Raw genomic sequence first — 23,463 nt, forward strand, 5'->3', positions numbered from 1 at the left:
TCGTATCGAGTAGTCCGAAATCAGGGGTCCACTATAATAACTACACAACAATCCGGACGTGATTTTCCTATTCTTACGTTTCTCGATAGTACACGGAGCATTCATCGTTCTGTTGCCACTGATGAGGACGCAGGGGCAGACGGATACCGTCTTCATCACCACCAGATCAGAATGCTGCATGGGCGTCTTTCACCTTTTGGTTTCTCTCCCTGAGACCTTGAATTACGCCATGGTAGTAATTCGTTGTCCGGACGCAGATCAAGCGTCTTTGCCGGTCCTGAGTCATCCGATACCAAGCCATCAGCAGCCTGCTCTCGATTACCTTCCGATAAACCCATCGTGGAACGCCGAGTATCCGGCGCCCTTCATACTCATCGGTAAGTTTCGCCTTATTTCGGCCAAGCTCCCTGATATAGCGAGCGAGATACTGCTCCGTCATCCGATCCGGACCGACATAATGCTTCACCCGCATTTCTGGAACCCAAACGATTTGGCAATCTTGTTGTCGTAGTCGATCGAGAAACTCGATTTCTTCGTATCCACCCACAGCATAATGGCCATCTGATACCGAGGGCTTCATCCCGAGTTCGGTCATGAATCGCTGGTCGCCCACAGAACTGGATCGATAGGCCATGTTGGCACCGAAAATTGTCTTCCCAGGCGGGAGTGCCCCTTCGGACAGTCCGTGATCCACGCCGCAAAATCCGATACGTAGGGCTGGGAACGCGAGCAAGAGCTGAGGGTCAGGCTCGACGGGGAACCAGGGAGCAACGGGGCCTCCGAAGGCGGCAGCCGAGGGATAACGAATGGCAGCGTTCACGAGCGATGAAACCCAATCGGGATCGACAAGAACATCGTCGTCGGTCCACATCAGAAGTTCGCCCGAAGCCTCTTCCAGCGCACGGTTTCGAGCGTGAGAGAGTCCTGGCTTCGATTCGAAGATCCGACGAAGCGGAAGGTGAGGCGAATGGCGAACAATCACCTCGTCGGTGTTGTCCGTGCAATTATTGTTGACGACTAGTAGTTCCCAGGTGACTCCTACGGGAATCCGAAGTTGGCGCATCTCGCCCAAGGTCTGGTCGAGCAGGCCAGCCCTGTTCCAGGTACAGATTGCAACCGTAATACGCATCATTCAGACCTTTGACAAAGTTTGTTCAGATGGGTTCTCAACAGTACAATCCTGTACCAAGTCGAGAAGTGATTCGACAGCCATCCGCGGTTGCATCACGGTTGCTATCGGCCGGCGATGCCAATCAAACCCACGTCTGACCTTCCAGTCACCTTTCCAGGCTTTAACAAGGGCTTGGCTTAATCCCTCGATGTCATGCGAGGCCACCAGTTCCCCTGTGACTCCTGTCTCGACCAATTCGTTAATGCTTGCGCCATCCGTTCCAATGACAGGCACACCGTGCATGAGGCTCTCGATCACTGTGTTCGGCAAGTTATCGACGATGGAAGGAAGTACCGCAGCATCAGCACGCCTGAGAACGGCATACAGTTCTGGTTTTTTCAGAGCTCCGACCCAGTGCACTTTCGGAGAGTGTTTTCCCCAGAGTTTTTCGTAGCTCGAGATTAAATCCTCGTTCGCATGGCCCGCCATCACGACTTCGATCCTGGGTTCTGTATCCCAGGCTGACACAAGAGCCCTCGCGAGCCAGTCGGTCCCTTTTCGTTCACGCAACTGACCGAAATGCACGAAAAACTTTGGTGGTATTTCGAGACTGGGATTGCAATACTCGGTGGAATCCTGGATCAGGGGCGGTCGGACGACCTGGACATCGATCCCATAGCTGCGACGATAATGGTCTGCAACGAAGACACTCGGCGAGTAGACTCGATCCACGCTCCTGAGCATGCGAATCTCGAACTGATTCTGCAAACGACTTACTTGATCCTTTTTTCCATCGGCGTCGGCATACAGATCACATGCCCAACTGCAACGAATCAAGTGCGGACGAGTTGATCGACGCGGGACAAAGAACCCTGATAGCAGATAATCAGAGCTCTGTATAAAGCTGTAACGCGAGCGCCGCTCCTCTACTTTCAATGCTTCCGCCAAAGCCCAGGCTCCAGCCAAATTCTCGACAATCGAACTATATGGATACAGCCTTGTTTTGCAGATCAAACGACGAGCTATGGCATAAATGAATCCATGTTCAACTTTACGAACTCGATGCACCTGTATCCCGTCATGATCAATGGTGCCGGGATCGGCTTTACTGATGACAAAGACCTCCGGACGATGGCCTGCCTCATGCAGGACTCGTGTGATCCGATTCAGATAGTTTCCCAGCCCGCCCCCGTCTTGATATTCGGTCACAAATTCGGGGGTGAGGAACGCGATACGTTGCGAATCGTTATTACACTCAATCAATTTCAAGCACATTTTCAATTACTTATTTAACTTAAATCGAATTGTGTAAAGTATTTCCAGAAACTTTTCGCAGTCTCTTTCGAACAGATTCTCTCAGATTCTTCATCGGCAACAAAGGTGTCGAACGAACAACTGATCTCCAGACACTGCGACTTTGAGGGCACGCCGCAAGCGCTCTGAAGCCGACCCGCATAGCCGCACGACGCTCTCCCATCGAGAGAAGCTGGTCCATAAACACACGATGCTCACTGGCGGAGACTTGGGAGCGCAATTCTGGAGGGACTGCATGAAGGTGACCGACCGAGGCGGCGGGAGACAGGCTCGTTGGCGGAAGTTGCTTGTTGCCTGAAGAGGGCTGGCGTTTCTGGAATCTGGATAAAGCAACCTCGTACAAGGGTCGAGCGGCAAGCGCAGTTTGCTCCCAGCGACATCGATCGACAATGGTTTGTCGCGCCAGAGCACCCATCCGACTCCTCAGGGTCGCATCGATCACGAGCCGTTCGGTTCGATCAACTATCGCCTGAACGTCGTCAAACCCCACGAGAAACCCATTGGTCTCGTCGAAGATCAGTTCGGGTGCGACACCTACGGGGGTGGTCACACAGCAGGTCCCGCTACTCATCGCCTCGAGCAAGGGTACGGGGCCACCTTCAATTCGAGCCGTTACCCAGAAGATATCCAAACATCGATGGACCCGAGCGACGTCTTCCTGCTCAAGTAGAAATGGAAGATGGATACACTGAACACCGAGTCTCGTTTGCTGCTCGACTACCTCGCCCCAGCCGGGGCCGATCATCACTAAGACAACGTCCGGACGACGATGAGATAACTCAGCAATCGCCTGGACTAGTGTGTCGGACCCTTTTCGGTTGTAGGTATTGCTACTTTTTTTAGCGCTGAAGCCGACAACGACCGCGTCGGTCGGGATCCCAAGCTTTTTCCGCTGCCGAGTCTTCTCATCTCGCCTCGCCGGTCGGAACATCTCAATATTGATACCCATGGGAAGCATCACGATCTTTTCAGCGTCGGCTCCTATGGCAACGAGGTGGTCGTGCCATTGGCGGCAGATCGTCATGATCGCATCGCTCGCCGGCTCAGCCTCGACACTCCGCTCATCCTCGACGTGATAGATCGACGTTATGCACGGCGTGCGATCCCTGAAAGTACTCAGCAGTCTGGTGCCTATGTGCGGCGTCAAAAAGTGCGCGATGTCAACACGGCCAGGAAGATCCACCCCCTGCTCCAGCAGCGAGCGGACTACGCCCTCGGAGCAAATTGTGGGCTCGATCCACGGGTTGTGCGCAGCGATCTCGCGGGCGATTGTAGCCGTAACCCAGTAGAGCGAATCGGCTACGAATAGAACACGAAAACCTTGGCGAGGCTTAGTCATTTTGTTGCTTCAATTCGCATGTCACGTCCAGGGTGGTGAGTTTGCGTTGCATGAGAGATAGTTACCCTACTGAACCCGATCTCTTTGAGTGCTTTCTTCAATTCACCCGCACTCCATACATAGCGATGGGTTTCGTAATCGATTCGATCCCACTGATTTCCATAGAATTGGTTACGGGCGAGTTCCCGCTTACGCCGACTCGGATGAAATAACCAGAGAACACATCGGTTGAAATCGGCCAGTTCCATTGCAACCTTGCCACCAGGCTTGATCATTCGATACCAGTCGGCAAACATATCCATTGCCTGCCATCGTGTGAAATGGTCCACTGTGTGAGATGTGAAAATTTCTTCAACGCTTGCATCGCCTAGGTTTAAGCAACGCATGTCCGCAAAAACCTCGGCCACACAACCGTTTCGCGAACTATCCGAACGAGATTCATCGTGTGGATTCATGTCCACATTGATGAAACCAGGCCATCTTACACCGCCGCAACCAAGATGCAATCTGACTGGCTCAATCTGATTCGACCTTATGTATTCGGATAGACTGATTTCCGCAACACCACTCATTACTGAACACCTGTGTGAATATCAGAACGAAATCGGAATCACACCGACATGACCGTTACACTTGAAAACGTCAAGATTTTATGATTTATGAATAAACATTTTTGAATATGATTGTATTGAGCAGGGCAACCACGCGGCACCGCTACTCAGGGGATGTCCCTCAATTTTGAACGGGGGAAGGCGCAACCAGCTAAACAGTTCTTGGCGACCATGACTCCAGAGAGAGACGCTAAACACAAGCTTGCCACCGTTGACGGGAAAGCAGGGAAAATTGACAACCAAAGTGCCCGAGCCAGGCTCGATTCTAAGTAATTCACCAACCATGTGACTGCTTGTTTGCAAGAACGGACCACTCAATTTGTCTGAGTATGCGTTTACGTCCAAACAACAATTTTCGGCAAGAACTTGCGATCGGTAATCTAGACGTAGCTGGACAGGTTCTGTGGCAGAAATCTGCTCGATAGCTCGCCCATCCTCATCGCAGACACTCGCACCACAGAACTCGATCCGGCCAGTCCCTACGGGCAGCTCCTCACTCTGCATTTGTGCTTGCTGATCTTGCAGACGCCCATTCATGAGATCAATGTAAGACGCTATTGCCTCTGTAGTGGGCCCACAGGTAAGTATCCGTCCATGATCCAGGACCATGACTCGGTTACTGAAGGCGCCGATATGGTGAATGTTGTGCGAGACGAGGATAAACGTCGTCCCATTGCGGCGAAGCTGCCCAATCTTGTTGTAGCACTTCGCCTGGAAGTTCATATCCCCGACTGCGAAGACCTCATCGATCAACAGGATCTCCGGCTCGGTATGCACGGCCACGGCCATGCCCAGGCGGACCATCATGCCCGAGCTGTAGAAGCGGATGGGGGTTTCGAGGAAGTCGCCGATGTCGGCGAAGGCGATGATGGCGTCGAGCTTGCGGTCGATCTCGCGGCGCGACATGCCGAGGATCGCGCCGTTGACGTAGATGTTCTCGCGGCCGGTGAGCTGGGGGTGGAAGCCGGCGCCGACCTCGATCAACGCCCCCATGCGTCCTCGGTAGCGGATGGTGCCGCGGTCGGGGCGGAGGATGCCGTTGAGCATCTTGAACAGAGTGCTCTTGCCCGCGCCGTTCGGGCCGACGAGGCCGAGGCACTCGCCCCGGTGCAGTTCGAAGCTGACGTCGTCGACCGCCCAGAACTCGTTGTTCCGGAGCTGGTCGCACCGGGACCGCACGCCGATCGTGTCGCGGACGATGTCGCCGCAGCCGTACCACATGGCGTGCTTGAGGCTTCGGCAGAACTTCTTCGAGACGCCCTCGGCCCGAAGGATCACGTCGCTGCTCATCGGGTCAGACCCTTTCGATGATCCGGGCGACTCCCTGGCGGAAGACGCGGAGGCCGACAAGGAAGACCGCCACCGCGACCAGGCAGCCCCACGCCAATGCGCCGGGCATGCTCAGGGTGCCCTCGGTTGCGAGGTCGCGGAAGGCGATGACGAACGGGCTGACCGGGTTCGCGTAGTTGATGAGCACGCGAGGCCAGGAGGTCGGCGGCGGGTAGACGACCGGCGTCAGGAAGGCGCCGAAGGTCAGCAGGGTCGGCATGAAGTTGGCGATGTCCCGGAAGACACCGTTGACCGGGGCGAGGATCAAGGAGAACCCGAAGGTCAGCAGCAGGAGCGGGACCATCAGGACCGGGATCAGGACGATCGTCGCGGCCGGGACGATGCCGTACCAGGCGAACATGGCGGCCAGCAGCACGAGGCGGATGGCGAAGTCGAGCAGCGATTCGCCGAGGCTCGCCAGCACGAGTGACTCCTTGGAGAAGTTGATCTTGGTGACCATGCTCCAGGAGGATACGAGCGACTGGCCGCCTCGGGACAGGCCATCTGCAAAAAGCTGCCAGACGGTCATGCCCAACAAGACGTGGAGCGGGTATGGCAGATCGGTCGCCGCGATGGGGACGAGCTGCGAGCGATTCAGGTAGGAGAACGTTACAACCATGATGAGCGAGGGGAAGACGGCCCAGAAGTACCCCAGGACCGATTGCCGATACCGAGCGATCAGGTTGCGCCGAAAGAGCCTCCAGACCAGTTCTCGGGAATCCCAGAGTTCCTGGACCGTATTGACGAGGCTGCCCCACCCCAGCCCGAGATGCTGGTGAGGAGAGTAGACCACCTCGTCCGGAGGTGCCGAGATCGCGTTCACAGTTGTCTGATTCACCGTTTGAGTCATCGTCATGATTGATGTTTTAATTTGCGACACTTTGCTTCGATCGGGACGTATCCATCGACGCGAAAAGTCGCCTGGCGGTCCCCCTCCCGAAGGCTCTGGCACGCGCTGGGATCCAGCATGATGCCAGTGCACGCCAGGCCTGGGCGTGCACTGGCCGCTTCCCGAGTGCCCGAAGATACCACGCCAGGGCGAAGATGGGTCGTCCCTGGCCCGCCGCAGCGGCCACGTCGCAGCAATGCTCGGCGAGGGTCAGATCGACCAACTCCGGATCGAGCCGGCCTCTCCCCCCGTATTCGTCGAGGAAGCGGTACAGGATCCTGCGGACACACCAGACGCGTTCATGCTGACGGCTGGACATGTTCGCATGGCCCGTTCGGTAAAGAATGAGCGGCTCGTCCACGAAATCGAAATGGTACTTCAGCGCGATGCGAAGCCAGAGATCGTAGTCGATGGAATACTGGGTCGTCTCGTCGAAGAGGCCGACCTCGTCGAGGACTGACCTCCGCACCATGCTCGAGGAGAAGCAGACGAACGGGCGGTGGAAGAGGGGCGCGAGCACATCGCCCCGGAGCGGCGTCCGCTCGCCACGATGAATCGGCCTGTCCTGATCGTCGATCCATCCCCGACGCGAGTAGACCACCCCGATCTGAGGATTCGGATCAACCTCAAACAAGGCGACCTGCTTCTCCAGCTTCGAGGGGAGCCACCGGTCATCGGCGTCCAGGAACGCGACATAGCGGCCTCGAGCCGCTCGGATCCCGGCGTTCTTGGTTCGCGGCTGGCCGAGGTGCTCGTGCCGGAGATATCGGATGCGAGAGTCTTCGAGATACCGGCGGATGACCTCGGGCGTCTGGTCGGTGGATCCGTCATCGACGACCACTACCTCGAAGTCGGCGAAGGTTTGAGCCAGGACCGAGTCGATCGCTCCTGCCAGATACCGACCATAATTGTAGGTCGCGATCACGACACTCACTGCAGGAGTTGGTTGGAGTGTCATCTCTACGAAATCTCGGTCAACGCTGACATGGAAAAGGCGTTAGGCACCTTCGAGATGCAAAACCGATATTTCCCCGAAAGCTCCGGCGGGATCCGCTCGACGAATTCGCAATCGTACGCGACGTCATCCCCGAATCTTTCCGCAGCCAGTTCCTGAATGCGGGCGTCACTGGAAGGTCCGTAGTCAGGGCCACGGACGATACGGAAGGTGAAGCGTTCCAGTGACTCCTGAATGATTTGCAACTGCTCGATCCCCGGCACGAGCATGGCGAAGTTCTCGGTCAGCGAGATGCCCGAGATCAGCTCACCGCGCCGGGTCGTTACGTAGTCCGCTTCGCGCCCCTCAATGCGAGCGAGCAGGGGCATTCCCGTCCGTCCACACGAGCACGGGCGACCAGCCCAGGAGGCGACGTCGCCGACCTGGTAGCGGATCAGGGGCATGGCGTGATTGACCAGATCGGTGACGATGATCGAGCCAGGCTCGCCGGGGCCGACGGGGCGACCGTCACGGATCAGCTCGACGTACTGCCCGTCGGTGTTGACGTGCAGCCCCTCGTGCTTCTCGCATTCGCAGGCGATCAGGCTGACCTCCTCGCAACCGTAACGGTTCGTCACCTTGCAGGAAAATTCGGCCTCGATCACTTGCCTCTGCCAGTCGTGCAGGACCATCGCCGTGGTGATGATGCCCCGGGGACGAATCGAGCCCGTCCGGTGCTGCCGCATGAAGGCAGCGAAGAGATACACTGAGTGGGCATGGCCGAAGATTAGCGACGGCGGCCGCCTCACCAGGTCGTCGGCGAAGCGAGCCATCGTCGCTTCATCCATCTTGAGCGTATCCAGGTAACAAGCGCGTTCCAGCAAGCCGTTCCGGAGCCGACCTCGCCAGCCGTGCTTCAAGTAATCCGGATTCCCCCAGACCATGGCGACCGGCTCCCCGAATCGCCAGCCGCTCCATTCATCGCAGCGAAGGGTGCAGCCTCGCTTGAACTGCATCGCCTCCTCGTCCACCCAGACCTCCAGCGAAACCCCGGTTGAGCCCGAGGTCGTCTTGCGCCTTAAGTCGGGTCGATCGCGATAGGCCTCGGAGATTAATGCTCGGCCCACCGTACGGATTTCCGACTTGGTGAGTACGGGGACGACCTCGAGTTGCGCTCGCGACTGGAAATTGGCTGGATCAAACCCAGCATCGGCGAACCGTTTGCGATAGAACGGAACCGTCTCGTTTGCATGGATGAGCAGACGCTTCAATTTCTGGAGTTGATCGGCCTCGACGCGGTCCTTTCCTTCGAATTGTGTCTGCTTTAACCGGGAATAGTGCCTCAAATAGGGGCTACGCTCATGAGCAGCCCAGAGCGGGCCGATCAGGTTGCGAATCGCAACGGCATGGAGATTCATCGAGTTCCCCAGGAGTTCGAATCCGGTTGGTCGCCGTCGACCCCATTCCATTCGCAATGAGAATCCCAGTCCTGGAAGGCACTCGCCTCGGCCTGCTTGAGTGCCATGTCTTTCGCCACGATCAGAAACGCACCATACCAGAGCCAGGTGAACCTGAAGAGGTTATGCCCACCCCATCCCAGGACGAGGAGAAGAATCAGCGCCTGGCCGATCGCCACGGCCAGGCTCCGGAGGAAGTCATTGCTCGTGCAGGGGAGAGTACGACGTCGAAGTGAGCGGATCGAGAGGACATGGGACGTCATCAGGAAGACGATGGTGCTGAACGTCATGACGCCGATCAGCCCCATCTCCCCCATGACCTGGCCGTAGAGGTTATGGGATTCAACTGGGCTCCCTGTCGCGGGTATCCATGCGCCTGGGCCGCACCCGGTGAGGGGATACTCTGCAAAGAGTTTCTGTCCCAGGCGAAATCCTTCGCCCCGACTTTCCGCGGATTCCTGGGCGTTCGCCGGACCGACCGAAGGGTCAATCAAGGTATAGAACCGAGTCTGGTGATCTGGTGGGAGAAGCGACCAGCACAACGGCCCGAGAACGGCGATCAAGACGATCCAACGCAGCTTGCGTTTGACGTTCAGACTCATCATGGTCGCCCAGATGATCAACCCTACCAATGCGGATCGGGAACCACTCAAGAAGATACAAGCCATCGAGAGTCCCACGTAACCGACCGTCAACAGACGCCCTTTTCGACCCGGGATGATGGCGCCGATCAGGGTGACGAGCGGCAACGCATACATCACACTTGCCGCGAACGAGTTGGGATCCCCTAGAGACGTATCGACCCCGATCATGCGTGCCATCCCCATGCGATAGACATGGCGTCCGCTGAGATACTCCCGGAAGGAATGCAGCATGTAGAGTGCGTTGACTCCCAGGAATCCCAAGAGAATGAGTTTCAGCTCACGCTCACTCTGGATTGTTGTGATGAGGATCACAAAGAAAATGAGAACTTTGAGATAGTTCTCGATCAGGGTTTGGCTGGATACGCTCGACGACCAGGGGCTTAAGACCCAACACATGATCATGCTGACTGCGAACAAAAAATAAGCCACACTCAGCCCACTCGACTTCCATTGAAACCGCCCTGAACCAAGCCACGCCAGAATCGTGGCGATCATGTAGACCCGCTCAAGGCGAATCGTGGCCAGCACCGGCCAGATCTCGAACGGCCGGTGGATGAATAGCCACATGTAGCCGATGAGGAGATAGATCAATGTATTCTCAGGGACACCCCGGCGAATGCCTCTGAAGCCCCTTCACGTCTTTGCCGGATCACTTGGGCCGGATTCCCAGCCGCAACAACCATGGACGGAACGGGTTTGACCACCACGCTCCCGGCACCCACCACCGCATCGGAACCGACGTCGGCCATGACGACCGCGCTGTTCCCGATCCAGGAGTTGCGGCCGATCCGAACCGGAGTGAAGGTTCCCCCCTGGTCCTGGATAGGGCGGTCGGTATCGTCGGTGTGATGCTGCCGCCGACCACTGAGGAGATCGACGTTGCTGCCGAGCATCACGTCATCCTCGAAGACAGCCATGCCAATCGTACAATAACTTCCGCAGGAAACGCGTCGACCCACCCGGACCTCGCGGTGGGCCAGGATCGTGCCGAATCCGAAGCCGACATCCCAGGAGCAATGATCCAGGGTCATGACATAGAACCCACGCCGACAGAAGATTCCGATCGGACCAGGAATGAGACTCAAGATCTGAGAACATGTAGTAAAAATGGTCTCAGAACGACTGAGTGACCATTCGAGCCAGGATGCCACCCACAACGGCATAGTAAAGCCGATGAAGACGACGGTGGCTGTGTCTCTGAAGATGCCACGGAGGGCGTTTCGTCGCTTATCCTTCATCCGACGTGACGCATCCGACCGAGGTTCGAAAAAGTTCTCCGAAACGATTTGCCACCCGTGATCGGTCAAACTCGACCACACGCATGCGAACCGCCCGGCCGAGATCGACGCGACGTTCCGGATCGTGAAGGAGTCCGATCATCGCTGTGGCGAGCCGCTCAACATCCCCGGGAGGGATGAGGATGCCGTCGACATTGTCCCGGATCAGGTGGCTGATCCCCCCGACCGCGGAGGCGACGATCGGCCGGCCGGCGGCCATGTATTCGAGCACAGCGTTGGGTGTCCCCTCCGAACGGGAACTCAGCACGGCAAGGTCGAGGGTCGCCAAGAAGCCGGGGATGTCTTCCGAGCGGCCCGGGAGGTGGAAGCGACCGGTCATCCCGGTTTCGGCGATGAGGCGCTCCAGGTCGGGACCCTGGTCCCCCTCGCCCACGACCACGAATTCCACATTCGAAAATTGCTCAACCACCTTCGCAGCCGCTCGGATCAGGAGGTCGACTCCCTTGATCTCGCGGAGATTCCCCACCATCCCGACCCGAAGTCTTCGTCCCGGATCCGGGTCGGGGTCCACAGGAGGGATCTGGGCGAAGCGTTCGACGTCGACCCCATTCTCGATGACGAGGACGCTGGCCGGGTCGGGCCGCTCATCGCGCAGCACCGCCTCGCGGCCTGCCTGGCTGTTGCAGACCGTCAGCGTGACGAACCGATTGAGCAGGCGCCCGAGCACCCGATGCGTCGGCGTCATCCAGTGGTTGCTGTTGTTCCGGGTCCGGATCAGCGCCTTCACTCCTGCCAGCTTCCCCGCGAGGACGCCAAAGTAAGTGCTGTCGGGGAAGTACATCTGGAGGATATCGATCCGCTCCTGGCGGAGGAACCGGGCCAGGACGCGAACCTGCCGAAGCGCCTTCCCGGAACGGAGCGACCGGACACCCAGACGCAAGACGTGGATGTCGTCCGGCTCCATGAAACGCGATTCTTCATCCTCCCCCTTCAGGAGGATCAAGAACGGTTCGACCTGACTTCGATCAAAGTGCCGGATCAGGGCCAGCAGTTGCGTCTCGGTCCCTCCGACGCCAAGGCGATCGATCAGGAAGGCCACGCGGATCGGCCGACCGTCGGAACGCGTGGCTGTGCCCTCCTCACTGAGGTTCGAACACCTCGGTTCGTGTCGAGTCGCGAGGGTCATGCCCGAACCGGCTCCGTGGGTGGGACAGGGTGCGATTCTTCCGAGCGAGACTGGGCGTGATCGGTCAACCGATCGACGAGTTCGACGTACGCTCTGGCCTGGTTGACGAAATCAAAGCGACCGCGGACCTGCTGACGAGCGTTACGGCCGAGGTTCGTCCGTCGTAACGTATCGCCCAGCGTCAAACCGATGCGATCGGCCAGGGCCGACGCATCGCCCGTGGGGACGAGCCAACCCGTTTGGCCATCGACGACGATCTCCGCCGTCCCTCCCGCAGCCGTGGCCACGACCGGGACGCCGGCGGCACCGGCCTCGAGCAGGACGTTGGGCATCCCCTCGGTCCATGAGGACTGGGCCAGGAGGTCGAAGGCGGGCAGCAGGCGATCCAGGTCGGGGCGAAGGCCGAGCAGGAGGAACCGTTCCTGGAGGCCTCGATCGGCGATGCGTCGCTCAAGAGTTGCGCGTTGTCCCCCCTCGCCGCAGAGGACGAACCCGGTGTCGGGGGCGTGGCGGAGGACCGTCGCCGCGGCGTCGATGAGCAGGTCGAACCCCTTCTCCGGGCTGAGCCGGCCGGCCGCGCCCACGAGATGGTGGATGGGGCGGGGAAAGAGGGCCTCAAGTTCGGCCCGGGCGGCCGGATCGGGGGTCGCGAAGCGGCTGACGTCAATGGCGTTGGGGATGACGACGATCTTCCGACGCGGGACGCCGACGCGGCGGACCTTGCGGGCCTGGGCCTCGGAGACGCAGACGACCCGGTCGAAGCCCCGGAGATTGAGGCGATCGAGCCCTTCGTAGAGGTTGACCTTGAGCGACTCGTAGGTCCACCCCCGGGAGACGGCGATCACCGGGACGCCCACCCGCCGCGCGGCCATGCGGCCCAGGAGCCCGGCCTTGTAGCCGTGGCAGCAAAGCAGGTCGACGCGATCGGCTCGGATGACCTTGCTCAGCTCGGCGATCGCCGCGGCGAACTGGGGGGTGTCGTGTTCGAGGACGGTGGCCGCGTGCCTGCTCGCCCGGAGTCGTTCGAGGAAGGCCTCAGCGCGTCCCCCTTCGCGGAACAGGGCGAACCGGGTCGCGTAGCCGGGCGGCAAGGCGTCGGCCAGGCCAAGCATCTGCCGCTCGGGGCCGCCGAAGAAGGTTGAGGCGGTGAGGTGGAGGATGGTCGTCGTCATGAAATCATTGGCGCCAGACTCGGTGTGCGATGCGTCGCGCAAGACGGGTCGGCAGTCTCGATCCAGATGCGTTCCAGCCGCTCGGCCAGGCCAGCCCAGTCGTACCGCTGGTGGACGAGCTGCCGGGCCCGGTCAGCGAGGTCTCGGGCCCGGGCCGGGTCGCCGAGGGCGGCAAGGGTGGCCCCGGCCAGCTCGGCGACCGAGTCGGCCCCGAAGTACTCGGACCCGGCGCGGGCACAAAGCCCCTCGGCACCGATTTGGGTCGAGACAACCGGCAGGCCAGCGGCAAAAGCCTCAAGGATCTTCAGCCGCGAGCCGCCCCCGATGCGTAGGGGGACGATCATGACAGCGCTTTGCCAGAGGAACGGCCGGACATCGGGGACGTCGGCGTGGAGCGCGGCCCCCGGGGTGGCCGAAATCCGCCGTCTCAAGTCCTGGGAGGGATTGCGGCCGACGATGCACAGCCGGGCATCGGACCGAGCAGCTCGGATCGTGGGCCAGATGACTTCAAGCAGCTGGTCGATCGCGTCAAGGTTGGGCCGCCAGTCGAGGCTTCCCAGGAAGAGGACCTGATCGGGGAGGCGCGTGGTTCCGGGCGGAGGCTGATGGCGACGGACGTCGACGCCGTTGTCCACGACATCGACGCGAGCGACCTCGGTCAAGTCGCGGGCGATCCTGGCGTCTGCCTCGCTGACCGTCACCACCTGGTCTGCGTGCGCGAATGCCCGGCGTTCGAATCGCTCGAACTTGCGCCACTGGTGGCCGATGTATCCCTTGCGGAGGGAATTGCGTTCGTGCTCGAAGTAGCGCTTCCAGATCTGGGATTCGATATTGTGCGCCATGATGAGTCGCGGCGCGACATTCGCGTCAATCAGGTGCTTCGCATACGGGGTCCACTCGGCCTGCCAGAGGTCGATTCGTTCGCGAGCGTTCAGACCGAGAACCGCGGCGTGGAGGGCGGAACTCATGTGCGAGGCGACCGAATAGGGCAGCGGCGATGCGAGGTTGGCTGCCAGACGGGCATAGAACCGGGCACCGGCCTTCGGAGGGACGGTGCGATCGACGACGATCGGCTCGATTCCGAGGTCGCGGAAGGCGTGCTCAGCCTGACGGCCTTCGCCGGGGTCGGTGTTGCGGTGGCAGAGGTAGCTGATCCGGTGCTGCTGGGCCAGCCGAGAAACCACCTCGAAGGTTCGAATGCGCTTGCCCGAATTGGGAGGATAGGGCAACTCCTCATCAACGATCGCAACGTGCAAGCCACTCACGAAGGCACCCCTGGTTCGGGAGCGAATCGGATTGATTCGCGGAGAATGCCCCATCCGGTCCCCGCATGGACCGTGAGGTAGACGAGCGGAGCGATCGCGGCGAGCCGAGCCTGGCGAGACCGGAGTCCCACGTGGGCCGATGCCAGCAGGAGGAGGAACCCGTACGCAAGCAACACACCCAAATAAATGGGCCGCAACGCGGGCCAGACTATGCAGACGGGCAATCCGCCGAGCACGCCAACGAGCCAGAAGGCCGGGACAAAGCTCCCCAGCGAGAACGTCTCCGGATGCTTGCGCAGCAGCCGCATGCGGCCGCGGCCGTAGCGGGCCATCTGCCGAAAAAGCCCAGCAAGGCTCGAACGGGGAACGTAGCGGGCGCGGATGCGGGGGGTGAAGTAGCAGCGGAGGCCGGCCTGGTCGATGCGGTGGTTGAGCTCGACGTCCTCGCAGGCGTCGAAGGACTCGTCGAAGGGGCCGACCTGGTCGAAGACCGCACGGCGGTAGGCGACGGCGACGCTCTTGGCCGGGACAAACTGCTCGGCGTCCGCGTAGATGAAGGAGGCGGGATGGTGGCCGAGCCAGCTTGAGCGGGCCGCGGCGATGGCCTTCTGGAGCGTCGTGGCCTGACGAACGTCGAGCGGTTGAGGGCGGCCAAGGCAGTCGGCGCCGCTGCGATCGAACGCCTCGGCGACGGCGCGGAGGTAGGTCGGGCCGTCGAGCTCGCAGTGGCCGTCCACGATGAGGATGATCTGCCCACGGGCCTGTGCGATGCCGAGATTACGGGCGGCGCTGGAGAGCCGTCGGGGATTCTCGAGGAGCCGCAGGTGAGGGAACCGCTGGGCCCAGGAGGTGACGATGGATCGGGTCGCATCCGTTGAGCGGCCGTCCACAACCAGCACCTCGAAGCACTCAGGCGGATAGTCCTGGGCCATCAACTGCTCGAGGGTGCGGGCGATGAAGGGTTCCTCGTTCCGCACCGGGACGATGACCGTGACAAACGGCCAGGCGCTCGCTGTGGATGCCGGACGTGCTGCGGGTCCGACCCCGAACGGCGCGGCAGTGCGATCCGGGCTGGTGAGCATCCCCCGATCGGTGGTGCGGGGACGCTCGCGCTCAGTCCGGGTCAGTCGTTGGGGAGACGTCGGGGGCTCGAGAGGCATGACCATCGAGGAGCGGAGAGGGTGAGAAAAGACCTCGATTTATTCCGGGGCACGACGTCATCCGCGTTTACGACTGCTCCGTGTCCAACCGGGGAAACCCGAAGACACGGGCGAGGAGGGATGCCGGAACGCCCGCGATGTAGAAGAACGTGCTGGCCGTGATGCGAAGGTCGAGCCAGGGGCTGGCATTGCGGACATAGTACAGGTCATAGAAGAGCTTGCGGCGGACACTGGTGACATCGGTGTCCGGCTCGAGCTGGACCTGGGCCAACCCGGTCAGGCCGGGGCGGACCAGGAGGCGGTCCCGGTAGCGCGGCACGGTGAGTTCGAGCTTGGCGGCGATCGCCGGGCGCTCGGGTCGGGGTCCGACCAGGCTGAGCTCGCCGCGGATCACATTCCAGAGCTGGGGCAGTTCGTCGAGATGCGTCCGACGCAGGATGCGGCCGATCGGGGTAACGCGGGGATCGTCCGGCACGCACCAGGTGGGTCCCGTGTCCCGCTCGCAGTCGTGGGTCATGGTGCGAATCTTGTAGATGGTAAATGGCGTGCCGCCGCGGCCGAGCCGTTCCTGCGCGTAGATCGCCGGACCGCGAGAGGTGAGTTTGACCAGCAGCATCGCCAAGACAATCACGGGCGACATCCAGATCAGCAGGAGCGTCGCCGAGACCCGATCCGTGATCCGCTTGAAGGCCTCACGGGCATCGAGCCGATCGTCACGAAGCGATGCCACCTCAGGCGCAGGTCGACTCACACTTAAGGCATTGGAGTTCACAGACATTCTAGGGTCCTGAAAGAAACTCACGGGGTCAGCACGTTCCGGGACGAATGGGGCCTATTCCGCTGCATTCGCAAACAGAATCCCATCCAGGGTGGGCAAGAACTCATTCATGAACTCGAGAGAGGGATCCGCTTCGGGATTAAACGGCTCCCCGAAGGTTTCCCGGATGACATATAGCTTCGAGAGGGCGGGAGCACCGGCATACGACCAGCGCGGATCCTCAGGGGCCTTCCAGCCCGTGCCGTCATTCCAGGCCCAGAAGATGCGCAAGGCATCCAGACCACCGGGGCCCTGGCGGCTGGCAACCGAGGTCAGGAACGTGGCCGTTTGCGGCGGGGAGCCGATCGGCACGTCGATCCGGGTTGGGGGGCTGAGTTCAAAGCCACTGCCGGGATAGCAGACGTCTGGGGTGTGTGCGGCAATATCACCGGGAAGGCCGCTGACCAGAAGCGTCGTCAACGCGACTCCGCGGTCGGAGTCCTGATAGCGCCGTGCCAGGTGGCCCACGGCGCCGGCGCCGGCGAGCTCCCGATCACTGATCTCGAAGGACGCCCCATGCCAGGTCTCGACGGTCATGGGCACCGAGTCGATGCGCCCGGTCAGCTCGGCGAGGGCGCGCGATGGCTTCCAGCGATTGGTCCAGGAACCATGGACGATCCCCGCAGAGATCAACAAGGCCAGCGCCACGACCATCCGGACGGTTCTCATGAGGATGCTCCTTCCCGGCCGGACGCGGCTTTTGTCGCAGCCTTGGGTGGTGGCGTATCACTGGCAGCGTAGCGGTAATCGTTGCCGTACAGCCCCCCGTGCGCTCCGGTCATGACTGCTCCCAGGATCCGGGCCCCCAGCACGCCGAGGCGCTGGTGAGCGGCGTAGACCTTCGGCGCACGGCTCACGTTGCGGAGCACCGAAAAGAGGACGGCGTCGGACGACTGGGCGATGATCTGGGCCTCGGCGACCGGCAGGACCGGCGAGGAGTCGACGATCACGAAGTCGTAGCGCGCTTTGAGGCGGCCAAAGAGGGGCTGGATCTCGCCGCAGATCAGGGCACGGATGGCTCGCTCGTCACACTGGCCCGCGAGGATCGCGTCGAGCCCCTCGACCGGCATGGGGACAATCGCATCGTCCAGGGTCGCCTCACCCCGGAGGACCTCGCTCAGGCCGGGGCTCAGGGGCAGATCAAAGAGGCGGCTGACACCGGGACGCCGCAGATCGCCATCGATCAGCAGGGTGCGCTGCCCTCCCCGCGCCAGGCTGATGGCCAGATGGCAGGAGAGCGAGGTCTTGCCCTCGCCGGCCATGGCGCTGGTGACCATGATCACCTGGTGCCCCTCGGTCCGGGCAGCGTGCAGGAGCATGGTCCGGGTCGCATCCACGGACTCCAGGAGCAGATTGTGCCAGTAGCGGTCCTGGGGCGTGCGCACCGCGAGATCGTTGCGGCGGGCCCGAGGTGGCAGGCGCGGGAGCGCGCCGACCATCGGGATTCCCAGACCAAGGACGACCTCCTCGGCCGAATGAAGTTTGCGGGTCCGGAATTCCAGGAACGAGACCCCAAAGAGGCAGGCGGCGAAGCTCCCCATCGTGGCCATGCCGATCATCATATAGCGTTTCTTTTCGCTCTTCTGCTTGGGCACCACCGCATCTTCAAGGGTCTGAATACGCGGAGGCGCTTGCAGCTCAACGTTCAGGGACTCGACCTCGCCGTTGATCTGGTCGAACGTCGCCTGATACTGCTTGAGATCGTCCTGGTGGGCCTGGAGGTCCAGCGTGTTGATGTTGAGGCTCTGACTGTTCTGTTGCAGCTGTTCGATCTCTGACGCGAGGCGAGCCTCCAAATTCTCGTACAACGCCATTTCCTGGCGGATTTCATAGCCCCGGGTCGGGGCGCTGCCGTTGGCATTCGCTCGGAACCGCTGGACGATCACCGGTCGGAGTTCGTTGCGATGGTCCTCCAGCGCCCGCCTCGCCCGTTCGACCTCAGCGCGGCGACGCACGATCGACGGATCACTCTGATAGCGGCGTGAGACACGCTGCAATTGTTCCACCGCGCGATCATAGTTGACCTGCGCCTCAGCCAGCCAGCTGTTGAGCTGAACCACCGAGGGCTCGGCATCAATCAGCTGCTCGAGCTCGGTTGCGGTGAGCGTCACCTCCGTGTCCGATCCGCTCGACGCCTCGCGTTCCATGATCGCGAGTTCCGCCTCGAGCTTCCGCTTGTCGGAACGGACCTGAAGCAACTCACTCTCCAGCGTCGCCAGGTGCTGGAGGGCGAATTGCTGTTTCAGGGCAATGGTCTCACGGTCATTGGTGCCGACGGTCTTGGCCAGGCGCTCCATGGCCTGTCGCTTGGCCTTCAGCAGATCCGCGTATTGCTGCTTCAGGGCTTTCAGGCGGTCATAGCGGGCCAGGCGATCCTTGTGGTCTTCATTCGCACGCAGTTCCAGGTAGGCATCCTTGATGGCATTGACCAGGGCCGCGAGTTCTTCGGGCTCATCGCCCGAGAGTTTGATCGAGAGCAATTCCGATTTATTGGAAAAGCCCACCTCCAGATCGTCCAGGAGCCCGAGCACCGGATCCTCGTAAGCCCGGATCATCTGGAACTTTGCGATGTTAGGCTGCTGTAGGACCGCATTGATGACAACGCGACTCTTGAGCTTGGCGATCTGGGTTTTCTGATACCGGTCATATTCGTCGCGCCCCAGATCCGTGGTTTCGACCGTCTTGAAGAGGATTCGGTAGGGCATCGCCCGCACATGGAGCAAGGCCTCGGCCGTGTACTTCGAACGGGGCACCACAAACCAGGCGGTCGCTCCCACCACGGCGGCGACGAGAATTCCCAGCGTCAGTGCAATGCCCAAGCGACGATGCAGGGCCCGCAACAATCCCAGCGGATCCGGCGGTCCGGTCAGGCTCGGCGGGAGTTGGGGAGCCCGCTGGACGGCGTGGGCCCCGGCCCGAGCCACCGGCGGAACCCCCGGCCCAAGCGGCGAGGGCAAGGCAGGTGTTGTGCCAGGCTGGGCAGTGGAGTGGTGTTGATTCATGGTCGGTTCCACCGTCAGTCAGTCGATCGCGTCGGGCCGGGCAATGGAGGGGCCGCATGCTCGCCGGCACGGAGATTCGAGACGCCGCGATGCCCCGCGTTCCCAGCGAACCCCATCATCGCCAGGCCCGGAACCGGTTCCTCGGCTTCGAGTTCGACAAAGAGACGCGAGAGGACCCAGAGTTCGATCATCAGCAGGCCCAGGGCGAAGGGAATCATGAGCCAGCCGGCCAGGTCGTGATAGAAGCGATCGGCCCATTCCCCCCCGACCGTCTCGTGCAAGACGCCCGTGAGCGTAATTCGGGCAATGTTGGCGATCAGCGCAATCGGGATGGCACTGAGCACGATCAGGATCCGGTCGAACCACGGCCGCTGCACGACGATCGCCACCGCCGTCGAGATCGCAATGAAGGTCATGAGCATGCCCAGGCCGCTACAGGCCTCCACGACGCCGATCCGGCCCTCTTCCATGACAATGACATTGCCTTCGGAGTAGGCCACGAACCCCAGGGTCTGGAGGGAAACCGTGCTGAGTTTGGTCGCAATCCGCTGCAACGAGGCCCCCAACGCCACTTCAAAACGCCAGGGCAAGGGGATCATGAAGAACAGGAACGCCAGGGAGGGTGCGGCCCAGCGGAGGGCCGTGGTGCCGCCAAACAGAACGCAAAGCCCCGTCAAGACGGGCAGCAACGACAGTCCCTCGATCCAGCCGGAACCGACATAGCCTCCGAGCAAGTACACCGCCGATCCGCTTGCGACCAGCACCACCCCCCAGAGACTACCTCGCGCCCGATCCAGGTCGTAGGAAGGTCGACGCATCCAGAGCAATCCCAGGGCAAAGAGCGGCACCAGGTAGCCGTGCCCATAGCGCGGGTCGGTTGACCAGCGATGGATCATGTCGCCGAGCACCGGCCAGCAAACCCAGCCCAGGCAGGCAAGCAACACGACCAATTCCATGGCGGTCCGTCGTCCTGGCCAAAGGGTTTCGGTTGTCGAAGTCATCTCGCCCATGAAAGCGCAACCTTACTGACTTGGGAGCCAAGAATCACAGGACCTGTTCTGAACCCGTCTCTGCGCGCACTTCGTGCCCGTGGGTTGCACCCGCTGGTCTTGAACCCATGAGTGGGACTCATCCATTCCCACGCCGGGTCGACACGCCACCTTCTTGATCAGTGCTTACGGCACGTCGTCGTTGCGCGAGCTCAGGCGAGCAGGCTTGGATCGCCGAGCAACCGAGACCAGACACCGGAAACGGTGAGTGGGAATGCCGTATCAGCACAGCCCAGCCATCGTTCGACACAGCAGCGTTCCTGAATCAAGATGATGTCCGCACATTCGTCATCTCCTTGGTGGTGATCATCCAGAAGTTGCGAAAACGGAGTCGAGACAGCTGGCTCCTCACTCTGATCCTAGCTTCATTTCTTGACGACCTTGCAGGAAGCGCCCAGAACCAATCAACACAACGCGCGACGACGATCTCACTCCGCTGGTCCAAACACGTCCGACCCAATCACGATCGTCACTCTCTCATCATTGTGAATTGAACATTCAGCCACAAAATGGACCCACCTGCCCACGTCTCCAAAGAATCCCTCATGGATGCGAGCCAGTATGATCGAGAGCGATCGCAATCGCAAGCATCTCGCATGCAAATCCTGCCTGCCCTTTTAATAGGCAGAAAAACAACATTCTCTTTCTTTTCCACTGGTCTTCATGCTCAAGCAACACATTCAAGCTCTGCCTGAGTCAGGTTGGTTCGCAAATCTCCCCAATGAGAGTGCGGGTCATTCTGAGGCATTGTGACGACCAATTCAACAGCTCAGGTCCGCTCACCACTCCCTTCTGATCGGAATCAATCACTCATCTCTGCCTTATCGAACTCATCAGTGGCGTCAGAAACCCCTTTCGCGCCAGAACAATGCGTGATCCCAGAGGGCGAGTCGGATCGGCGATCCTTCTGTTTTTGCAGGAAACTCCGACGGTGCCTGATGGCGTTTCAGCCAAACTTGCAGAAAGCCCACGTGCAGGACTTCCTTTGTTTGGCGACTTTCATCAAAATGAGCTGTTGACGGATTGCAACACCGAGTCGCGGCTCACACACGGCGAGTTTCCGCATGACCTCTGAGGAAACGCACCGACGCACTCGATTCCTTCGAGGAGTTCCCCTCCTCCTGGCCGATGGCCAGTTGTGGTTCGTCCCTTCGCCAGCCACAGCACAGACCATGGAAGGCCTGGCGGGGGGCCACGTTCTCGAAACGCTGGCCGTTGACCCCATCTATCTTGAGCTGCTCCGCGCCGTCAGCGAGGCCGAAGATCGTTCTGAACGTCTCCGATCAGAACTGGCCCTGATCATCCATCTGCTTGAATTCAACTACGCGCTGGACATCGCGGACGCTCAGCGAATCCTCGAATTTGAGCCGAACAGCCCTGCCTTGCTTCAGGCACAGCGGGCCTTCCACGAACTGGCTTGCGACCATGTGCAAGGGTTCCGACGCCGTTTGGCAGCGATCGAGCCAAGGGTCGAACCTCGGAGGAAGCGCTCGTGGCTCGACGCTCTGAAGCGTTCTCTGGTTCGTCTTGGCTAGCGTGGCGGCCTGCGACGTGTTCGGTGGGCGTTCAGTCGCTGCTCCCGTTCTTGATCAAATCGAGCACTCGCTTCCAGCGCCCCTGCCGTTCTCCCTGAAGTTCTGCGATCCGTCGGGTGATGACTTCGTGATACTCACGATCAACGTCGGGTTCCGAGCGAGCGGCCGATGGTCGTTTCGGCGAGTCAGGGGATCGAGCCGGGCCTCGATCGGCCAACGCCGGGCTCTCCGACGTCGTCGCGCTCAAGCGGTCCCCAGGCGATGAATCGGGGGGTGATGATGGGCTTCCGGCCTGCAACGACTGCAGTTCACTGCTCAAGGCGCGGATGCGATCCAGTTCCTCACGCACCTGGGTCATCTGATCCCGTTGCAGAGTGCCAAAGGCCTGGAACATCGCCATCATGGCCTGATGGAACTGGTCGAACATCTGCGACTGCATCTGTTCCATGCGGCCGACGAACCGCTCGAATTCCGCATTCGAGACCATGTCCCTGGACGTCGACTCCACGATGAGCTCCCCGGGCGCCCCTGGGACTCGGATCGCCGCTGGCGCGGACGGCCGCCGGTGGAGGGCGGGAAGCTGGTCCGGGTCCAGGAGCGGAACGTGTGCTCCGGTCGTGTCGGGCGCTTCCGAGGACGAGGCCTCCACCAGATGGACCACCATGCGGTATCGGCCAACGTGGAGGTGGACCCCCTCGTGCAACGGGGCGGCCCGGACCCGAGCGCCGGAGACGCGGATTCCCTCACGGCTCAAGAGGTCGACGATCCAGGGGCCCTGAGGCGTCCGGACGAGGGCACAGTGAAATCGGGAAATCCCGTCGTCCGGGATCTTCAGACGACACTCCGCCGCGCGGCCGACCAGGGTCAAGGTGCGGCCGATCCGCCATCGGCTCGGGCCGTCGGATCGGCCCCGGAATTCCAGGACCGCATCGGGCCCGGACGAAGGCCCCCGATCAGCCAGAGGATTGGTCGGTTCCGCGGCGGAGTGCTCGAGGGAGCTGACCGAAGCCTGGATCCAACACGGCCCAACCCCGATGGGCTCCCGCTCCGAGAACCATCCCGACGGTCCGACCACCCCTCCCCGGGAGACGCCAAGCCGACTGCCCAGATCGTACCAGAAGACCCGGCCAGCGATCACTTGAAGATACACATGGCGCCGGCTGACTGCGTCGTGATCCAGCGAGACGTCCGCCTTCGGATCCCGGCCGATCACCGCAAACGGCTGGGACAGGGCATGCTCCTGGGGGGTGAGCCCCGGAGGCCCCGCGACCTTCAGATGAAACGGGCCGCTGGCCCCACAGGCATTCCAGAACAAACGCTCAGTTCGTTGATCCACGGCACAAAGACCCTAGAACGCATGATGCGGGTCGACCATCACGACTCCGCCTTGCTCATCGACCTTCCCAGGAGT

Annotated in this window: 20 protein-coding genes; 1 reads left to right on the forward strand and 19 read right to left on the reverse strand. The window is 60.9% G+C overall.

What is annotated here, in order from left to right; genetic code table 11:
• Positions 1-166 precede the first annotated feature (166 nt).
• The 18 genes from GA615_RS24560 to GA615_RS24645 all read right to left on the reverse strand — a co-directional run bounded on the left by GA615_RS24560 (position 167) and on the right by GA615_RS24645 (position 20,424).
• Positions 167-1,132 carry a glycosyltransferase gene (locus GA615_RS24560; RefSeq protein WP_152053989.1) on the reverse strand — a complete coding sequence of 322 codons (966 nt, stop codon included), beginning with the start codon at positions 1,130-1,132 and terminating at the stop codon, positions 167-169.
• Complete coding sequence (locus tag GA615_RS24565; RefSeq protein ID WP_161602536.1) at positions 1,133-2,380, reverse strand: glycosyltransferase family 4 protein; 1,248 nt, start codon at positions 2,378-2,380, stop codon at positions 1,133-1,135.
• A 25-nt stretch (positions 2,381-2,405) separates the two neighbouring features.
• Positions 2,406-3,764, reverse strand: coding sequence for a glycosyltransferase family 4 protein (locus tag GA615_RS24570; protein WP_152053991.1), 1,359 nt, complete (start codon positions 3,762-3,764; stop codon positions 2,406-2,408).
• Positions 3,761-4,336 carry a class I SAM-dependent methyltransferase gene (locus GA615_RS24575; RefSeq protein WP_152053992.1) on the reverse strand — a complete coding sequence of 192 codons (576 nt, stop codon included), beginning with the start codon at positions 4,334-4,336 and terminating at the stop codon, positions 3,761-3,763. Before GA615_RS24575 ends, GA615_RS24570 begins: the two co-directional genes overlap by 4 nt.
• Positions 4,337-4,414: 78 nt before the next feature.
• On the reverse strand, positions 4,415-5,665 hold the full coding sequence (locus GA615_RS24580) for an ABC transporter ATP-binding protein (RefSeq protein WP_152053993.1): 1,251 nt from the start codon (positions 5,663-5,665) through the stop codon (positions 4,415-4,417).
• Positions 5,666-5,669: 4 nt separating this feature from the next.
• Positions 5,670-6,542 carry an ABC transporter permease gene (locus GA615_RS24585; RefSeq protein ID WP_161602538.1) on the reverse strand — a complete coding sequence of 291 codons (873 nt, stop codon included), beginning with the start codon at positions 6,540-6,542 and terminating at the stop codon, positions 5,670-5,672.
• 28 nt (positions 6,543-6,570) lie between these two features.
• A complete protein-coding gene (locus GA615_RS24590) occupies positions 6,571-7,551 on the reverse strand; it encodes a glycosyltransferase family 2 protein (protein ID WP_152053995.1) in 981 nt (326 codons plus the stop codon).
• Positions 7,552-7,553: 2 nt separating this feature from the next.
• Positions 7,554-8,945 carry a phenylacetate--CoA ligase family protein gene (locus tag GA615_RS24595; RefSeq protein ID WP_152053996.1) on the reverse strand — a complete coding sequence of 464 codons (1,392 nt, stop codon included), beginning with the start codon at positions 8,943-8,945 and terminating at the stop codon, positions 7,554-7,556.
• Positions 8,942-10,123 (reverse strand): O-antigen ligase family protein, encoded by a 1,182-nt coding sequence (locus GA615_RS24600; RefSeq protein WP_161602539.1) that lies wholly within the window; start codon positions 10,121-10,123, stop codon positions 8,942-8,944. Before GA615_RS24600 ends, GA615_RS24595 begins: the two co-directional genes overlap by 4 nt.
• Positions 10,124-10,215: 92 nt before the next feature.
• Positions 10,216-10,659 (reverse strand): acyltransferase, encoded by a 444-nt coding sequence (locus GA615_RS24605; RefSeq protein WP_161602540.1) that lies wholly within the window; start codon positions 10,657-10,659, stop codon positions 10,216-10,218.
• Positions 10,660-10,855: 196 nt separating this feature from the next.
• Complete coding sequence (locus GA615_RS24610; RefSeq protein WP_152053999.1) at positions 10,856-12,052, reverse strand: glycosyltransferase; 1,197 nt, start codon at positions 12,050-12,052, stop codon at positions 10,856-10,858.
• Positions 12,049-13,224, reverse strand: coding sequence for a glycosyltransferase (locus GA615_RS24615; protein WP_152054000.1), 1,176 nt, complete (start codon positions 13,222-13,224; stop codon positions 12,049-12,051). Before GA615_RS24615 ends, GA615_RS24610 begins: the two co-directional genes overlap by 4 nt.
• A complete protein-coding gene (locus tag GA615_RS24620) occupies positions 13,221-14,489 on the reverse strand; it encodes a glycosyltransferase family 4 protein (RefSeq protein WP_152054001.1) in 1,269 nt (422 codons plus the stop codon). Before GA615_RS24620 ends, GA615_RS24615 begins: the two co-directional genes overlap by 4 nt.
• Positions 14,486-15,649 (reverse strand): glycosyltransferase family 2 protein, encoded by a 1,164-nt coding sequence (locus GA615_RS24625; RefSeq protein WP_161602541.1) that lies wholly within the window; start codon positions 15,647-15,649, stop codon positions 14,486-14,488. The genes GA615_RS24620 and GA615_RS24625 overlap by 4 nt, the downstream gene beginning before the upstream one ends.
• A gap of 67 nt (positions 15,650-15,716) precedes the next feature.
• Positions 15,717-16,379, reverse strand: a complete 663-nt coding sequence (locus GA615_RS24630; protein WP_201750308.1) for a sugar transferase — start codon at positions 16,377-16,379, stop codon at positions 15,717-15,719.
• Positions 16,380-16,481: 102 nt separating this feature from the next.
• The gene (locus GA615_RS24635) at positions 16,482-17,135 is read right to left on the reverse strand and encodes an exosortase-associated EpsI family protein (protein WP_152054004.1); all 654 of its coding nucleotides are present in this window, start codon (positions 17,133-17,135) and stop codon (positions 16,482-16,484) included.
• Entirely contained in the window at positions 17,132-19,468 is a 2,337-nt protein-coding gene (locus tag GA615_RS24640; protein WP_152054005.1) for a polysaccharide biosynthesis tyrosine autokinase, read from the reverse strand. The genes GA615_RS24635 and GA615_RS24640 overlap by 4 nt, the downstream gene beginning before the upstream one ends.
• 14 nt (positions 19,469-19,482) lie before the next feature.
• Positions 19,483-20,424: an exosortase/archaeosortase family protein gene (locus GA615_RS24645; RefSeq protein ID WP_161602542.1), complete on the reverse strand. Its 942-nt coding sequence runs from the start codon at positions 20,422-20,424 to the stop codon at positions 19,483-19,485.
• 1,157 nt (positions 20,425-21,581) lie between these two features.
• On the opposite strand from GA615_RS24645, the gene GA615_RS24650 reads away from it, so the two are divergent.
• Entirely contained in the window at positions 21,582-22,052 is a 471-nt protein-coding gene (locus GA615_RS24650; RefSeq protein ID WP_152054007.1) for a hypothetical protein, read from the forward strand.
• A gap of 31 nt (positions 22,053-22,083) precedes the next feature.
• Here GA615_RS24650 and GA615_RS24655 read toward each other — a convergent pair whose 3' ends face one another.
• Positions 22,084-23,388, reverse strand: a complete 1,305-nt coding sequence (locus GA615_RS24655) for an FHA domain-containing protein (RefSeq protein ID WP_152054008.1) — start codon at positions 23,386-23,388, stop codon at positions 22,084-22,086.
• Between the last annotated feature and the right edge of the window lie 75 nt (positions 23,389-23,463).

Source organism: Tautonia marina (assembly GCF_009177065.1).
Taxonomy (GTDB): Bacteria; Planctomycetota; Planctomycetia; order Isosphaerales; family Isosphaeraceae; genus Tautonia; species Tautonia marina.

What these genes read in the sequence shown, in the direction of transcription:
- GA615_RS24560 (WP_152053989.1), bottom strand. Translation starts at nt 1,132, where the DNA reads ATGATGCGTATTACGGTTGCAATCTGTACCTGGAACAGGGCTGGCCTG.
- GA615_RS24570 (WP_152053991.1), bottom strand. Translation starts at nt 3,764, where the DNA reads ATGACTAAGCCTCGCCAAGGTTTTCGTGTTCTATTCGTAGCCGATTCG.
- GA615_RS24575 (WP_152053992.1), bottom strand. Translation starts at nt 4,336, where the DNA reads ATGAGTGGTGTTGCGGAAATCAGTCTATCCGAATACATAAGGTCGAAT.
- GA615_RS24580 (WP_152053993.1), bottom strand. Translation starts at nt 5,665, where the DNA reads ATGAGCAGCGACGTGATCCTTCGGGCCGAGGGCGTCTCGAAGAAGTTC.
- GA615_RS24590 (WP_152053995.1), bottom strand. Translation starts at nt 7,551, where the DNA reads ATGACACTCCAACCAACTCCTGCAGTGAGTGTCGTGATCGCGACCTAC.
- GA615_RS24595 (WP_152053996.1), bottom strand. Translation starts at nt 8,945, where the DNA reads ATGAATCTCCATGCCGTTGCGATTCGCAACCTGATCGGCCCGCTCTGG.
- GA615_RS24600 (WP_161602539.1), bottom strand. Translation starts at nt 10,123, where the DNA reads ATGATCGCCACGATTCTGGCGTGGCTTGGTTCAGGGCGGTTTCAATGG.
- GA615_RS24605 (WP_161602540.1), bottom strand. Translation starts at nt 10,659, where the DNA reads ATGACCCTGGATCATTGCTCCTGGGATGTCGGCTTCGGATTCGGCACG.
- GA615_RS24610 (WP_152053999.1), bottom strand. Translation starts at nt 12,052, where the DNA reads ATGACCCTCGCGACTCGACACGAACCGAGGTGTTCGAACCTCAGTGAG.
- GA615_RS24615 (WP_152054000.1), bottom strand. Translation starts at nt 13,224, where the DNA reads ATGACGACGACCATCCTCCACCTCACCGCCTCAACCTTCTTCGGCGGC.
- GA615_RS24625 (WP_161602541.1), bottom strand. Translation starts at nt 15,649, where the DNA reads ATGCCTCTCGAGCCCCCGACGTCTCCCCAACGACTGACCCGGACTGAG.
- GA615_RS24635 (WP_152054004.1), bottom strand. Translation starts at nt 17,135, where the DNA reads ATGAGAACCGTCCGGATGGTCGTGGCGCTGGCCTTGTTGATCTCTGCG.
- GA615_RS24640 (WP_152054005.1), bottom strand. Translation starts at nt 19,468, where the DNA reads ATGAATCAACACCACTCCACTGCCCAGCCTGGCACAACACCTGCCTTG.
- GA615_RS24645 (WP_161602542.1), bottom strand. Translation starts at nt 20,424, where the DNA reads ATGGAATTGGTCGTGTTGCTTGCCTGCCTGGGCTGGGTTTGCTGGCCG.
- GA615_RS24650 (WP_152054007.1), top strand. Translation starts at nt 21,582, where the DNA reads ATGACCTCTGAGGAAACGCACCGACGCACTCGATTCCTTCGAGGAGTT.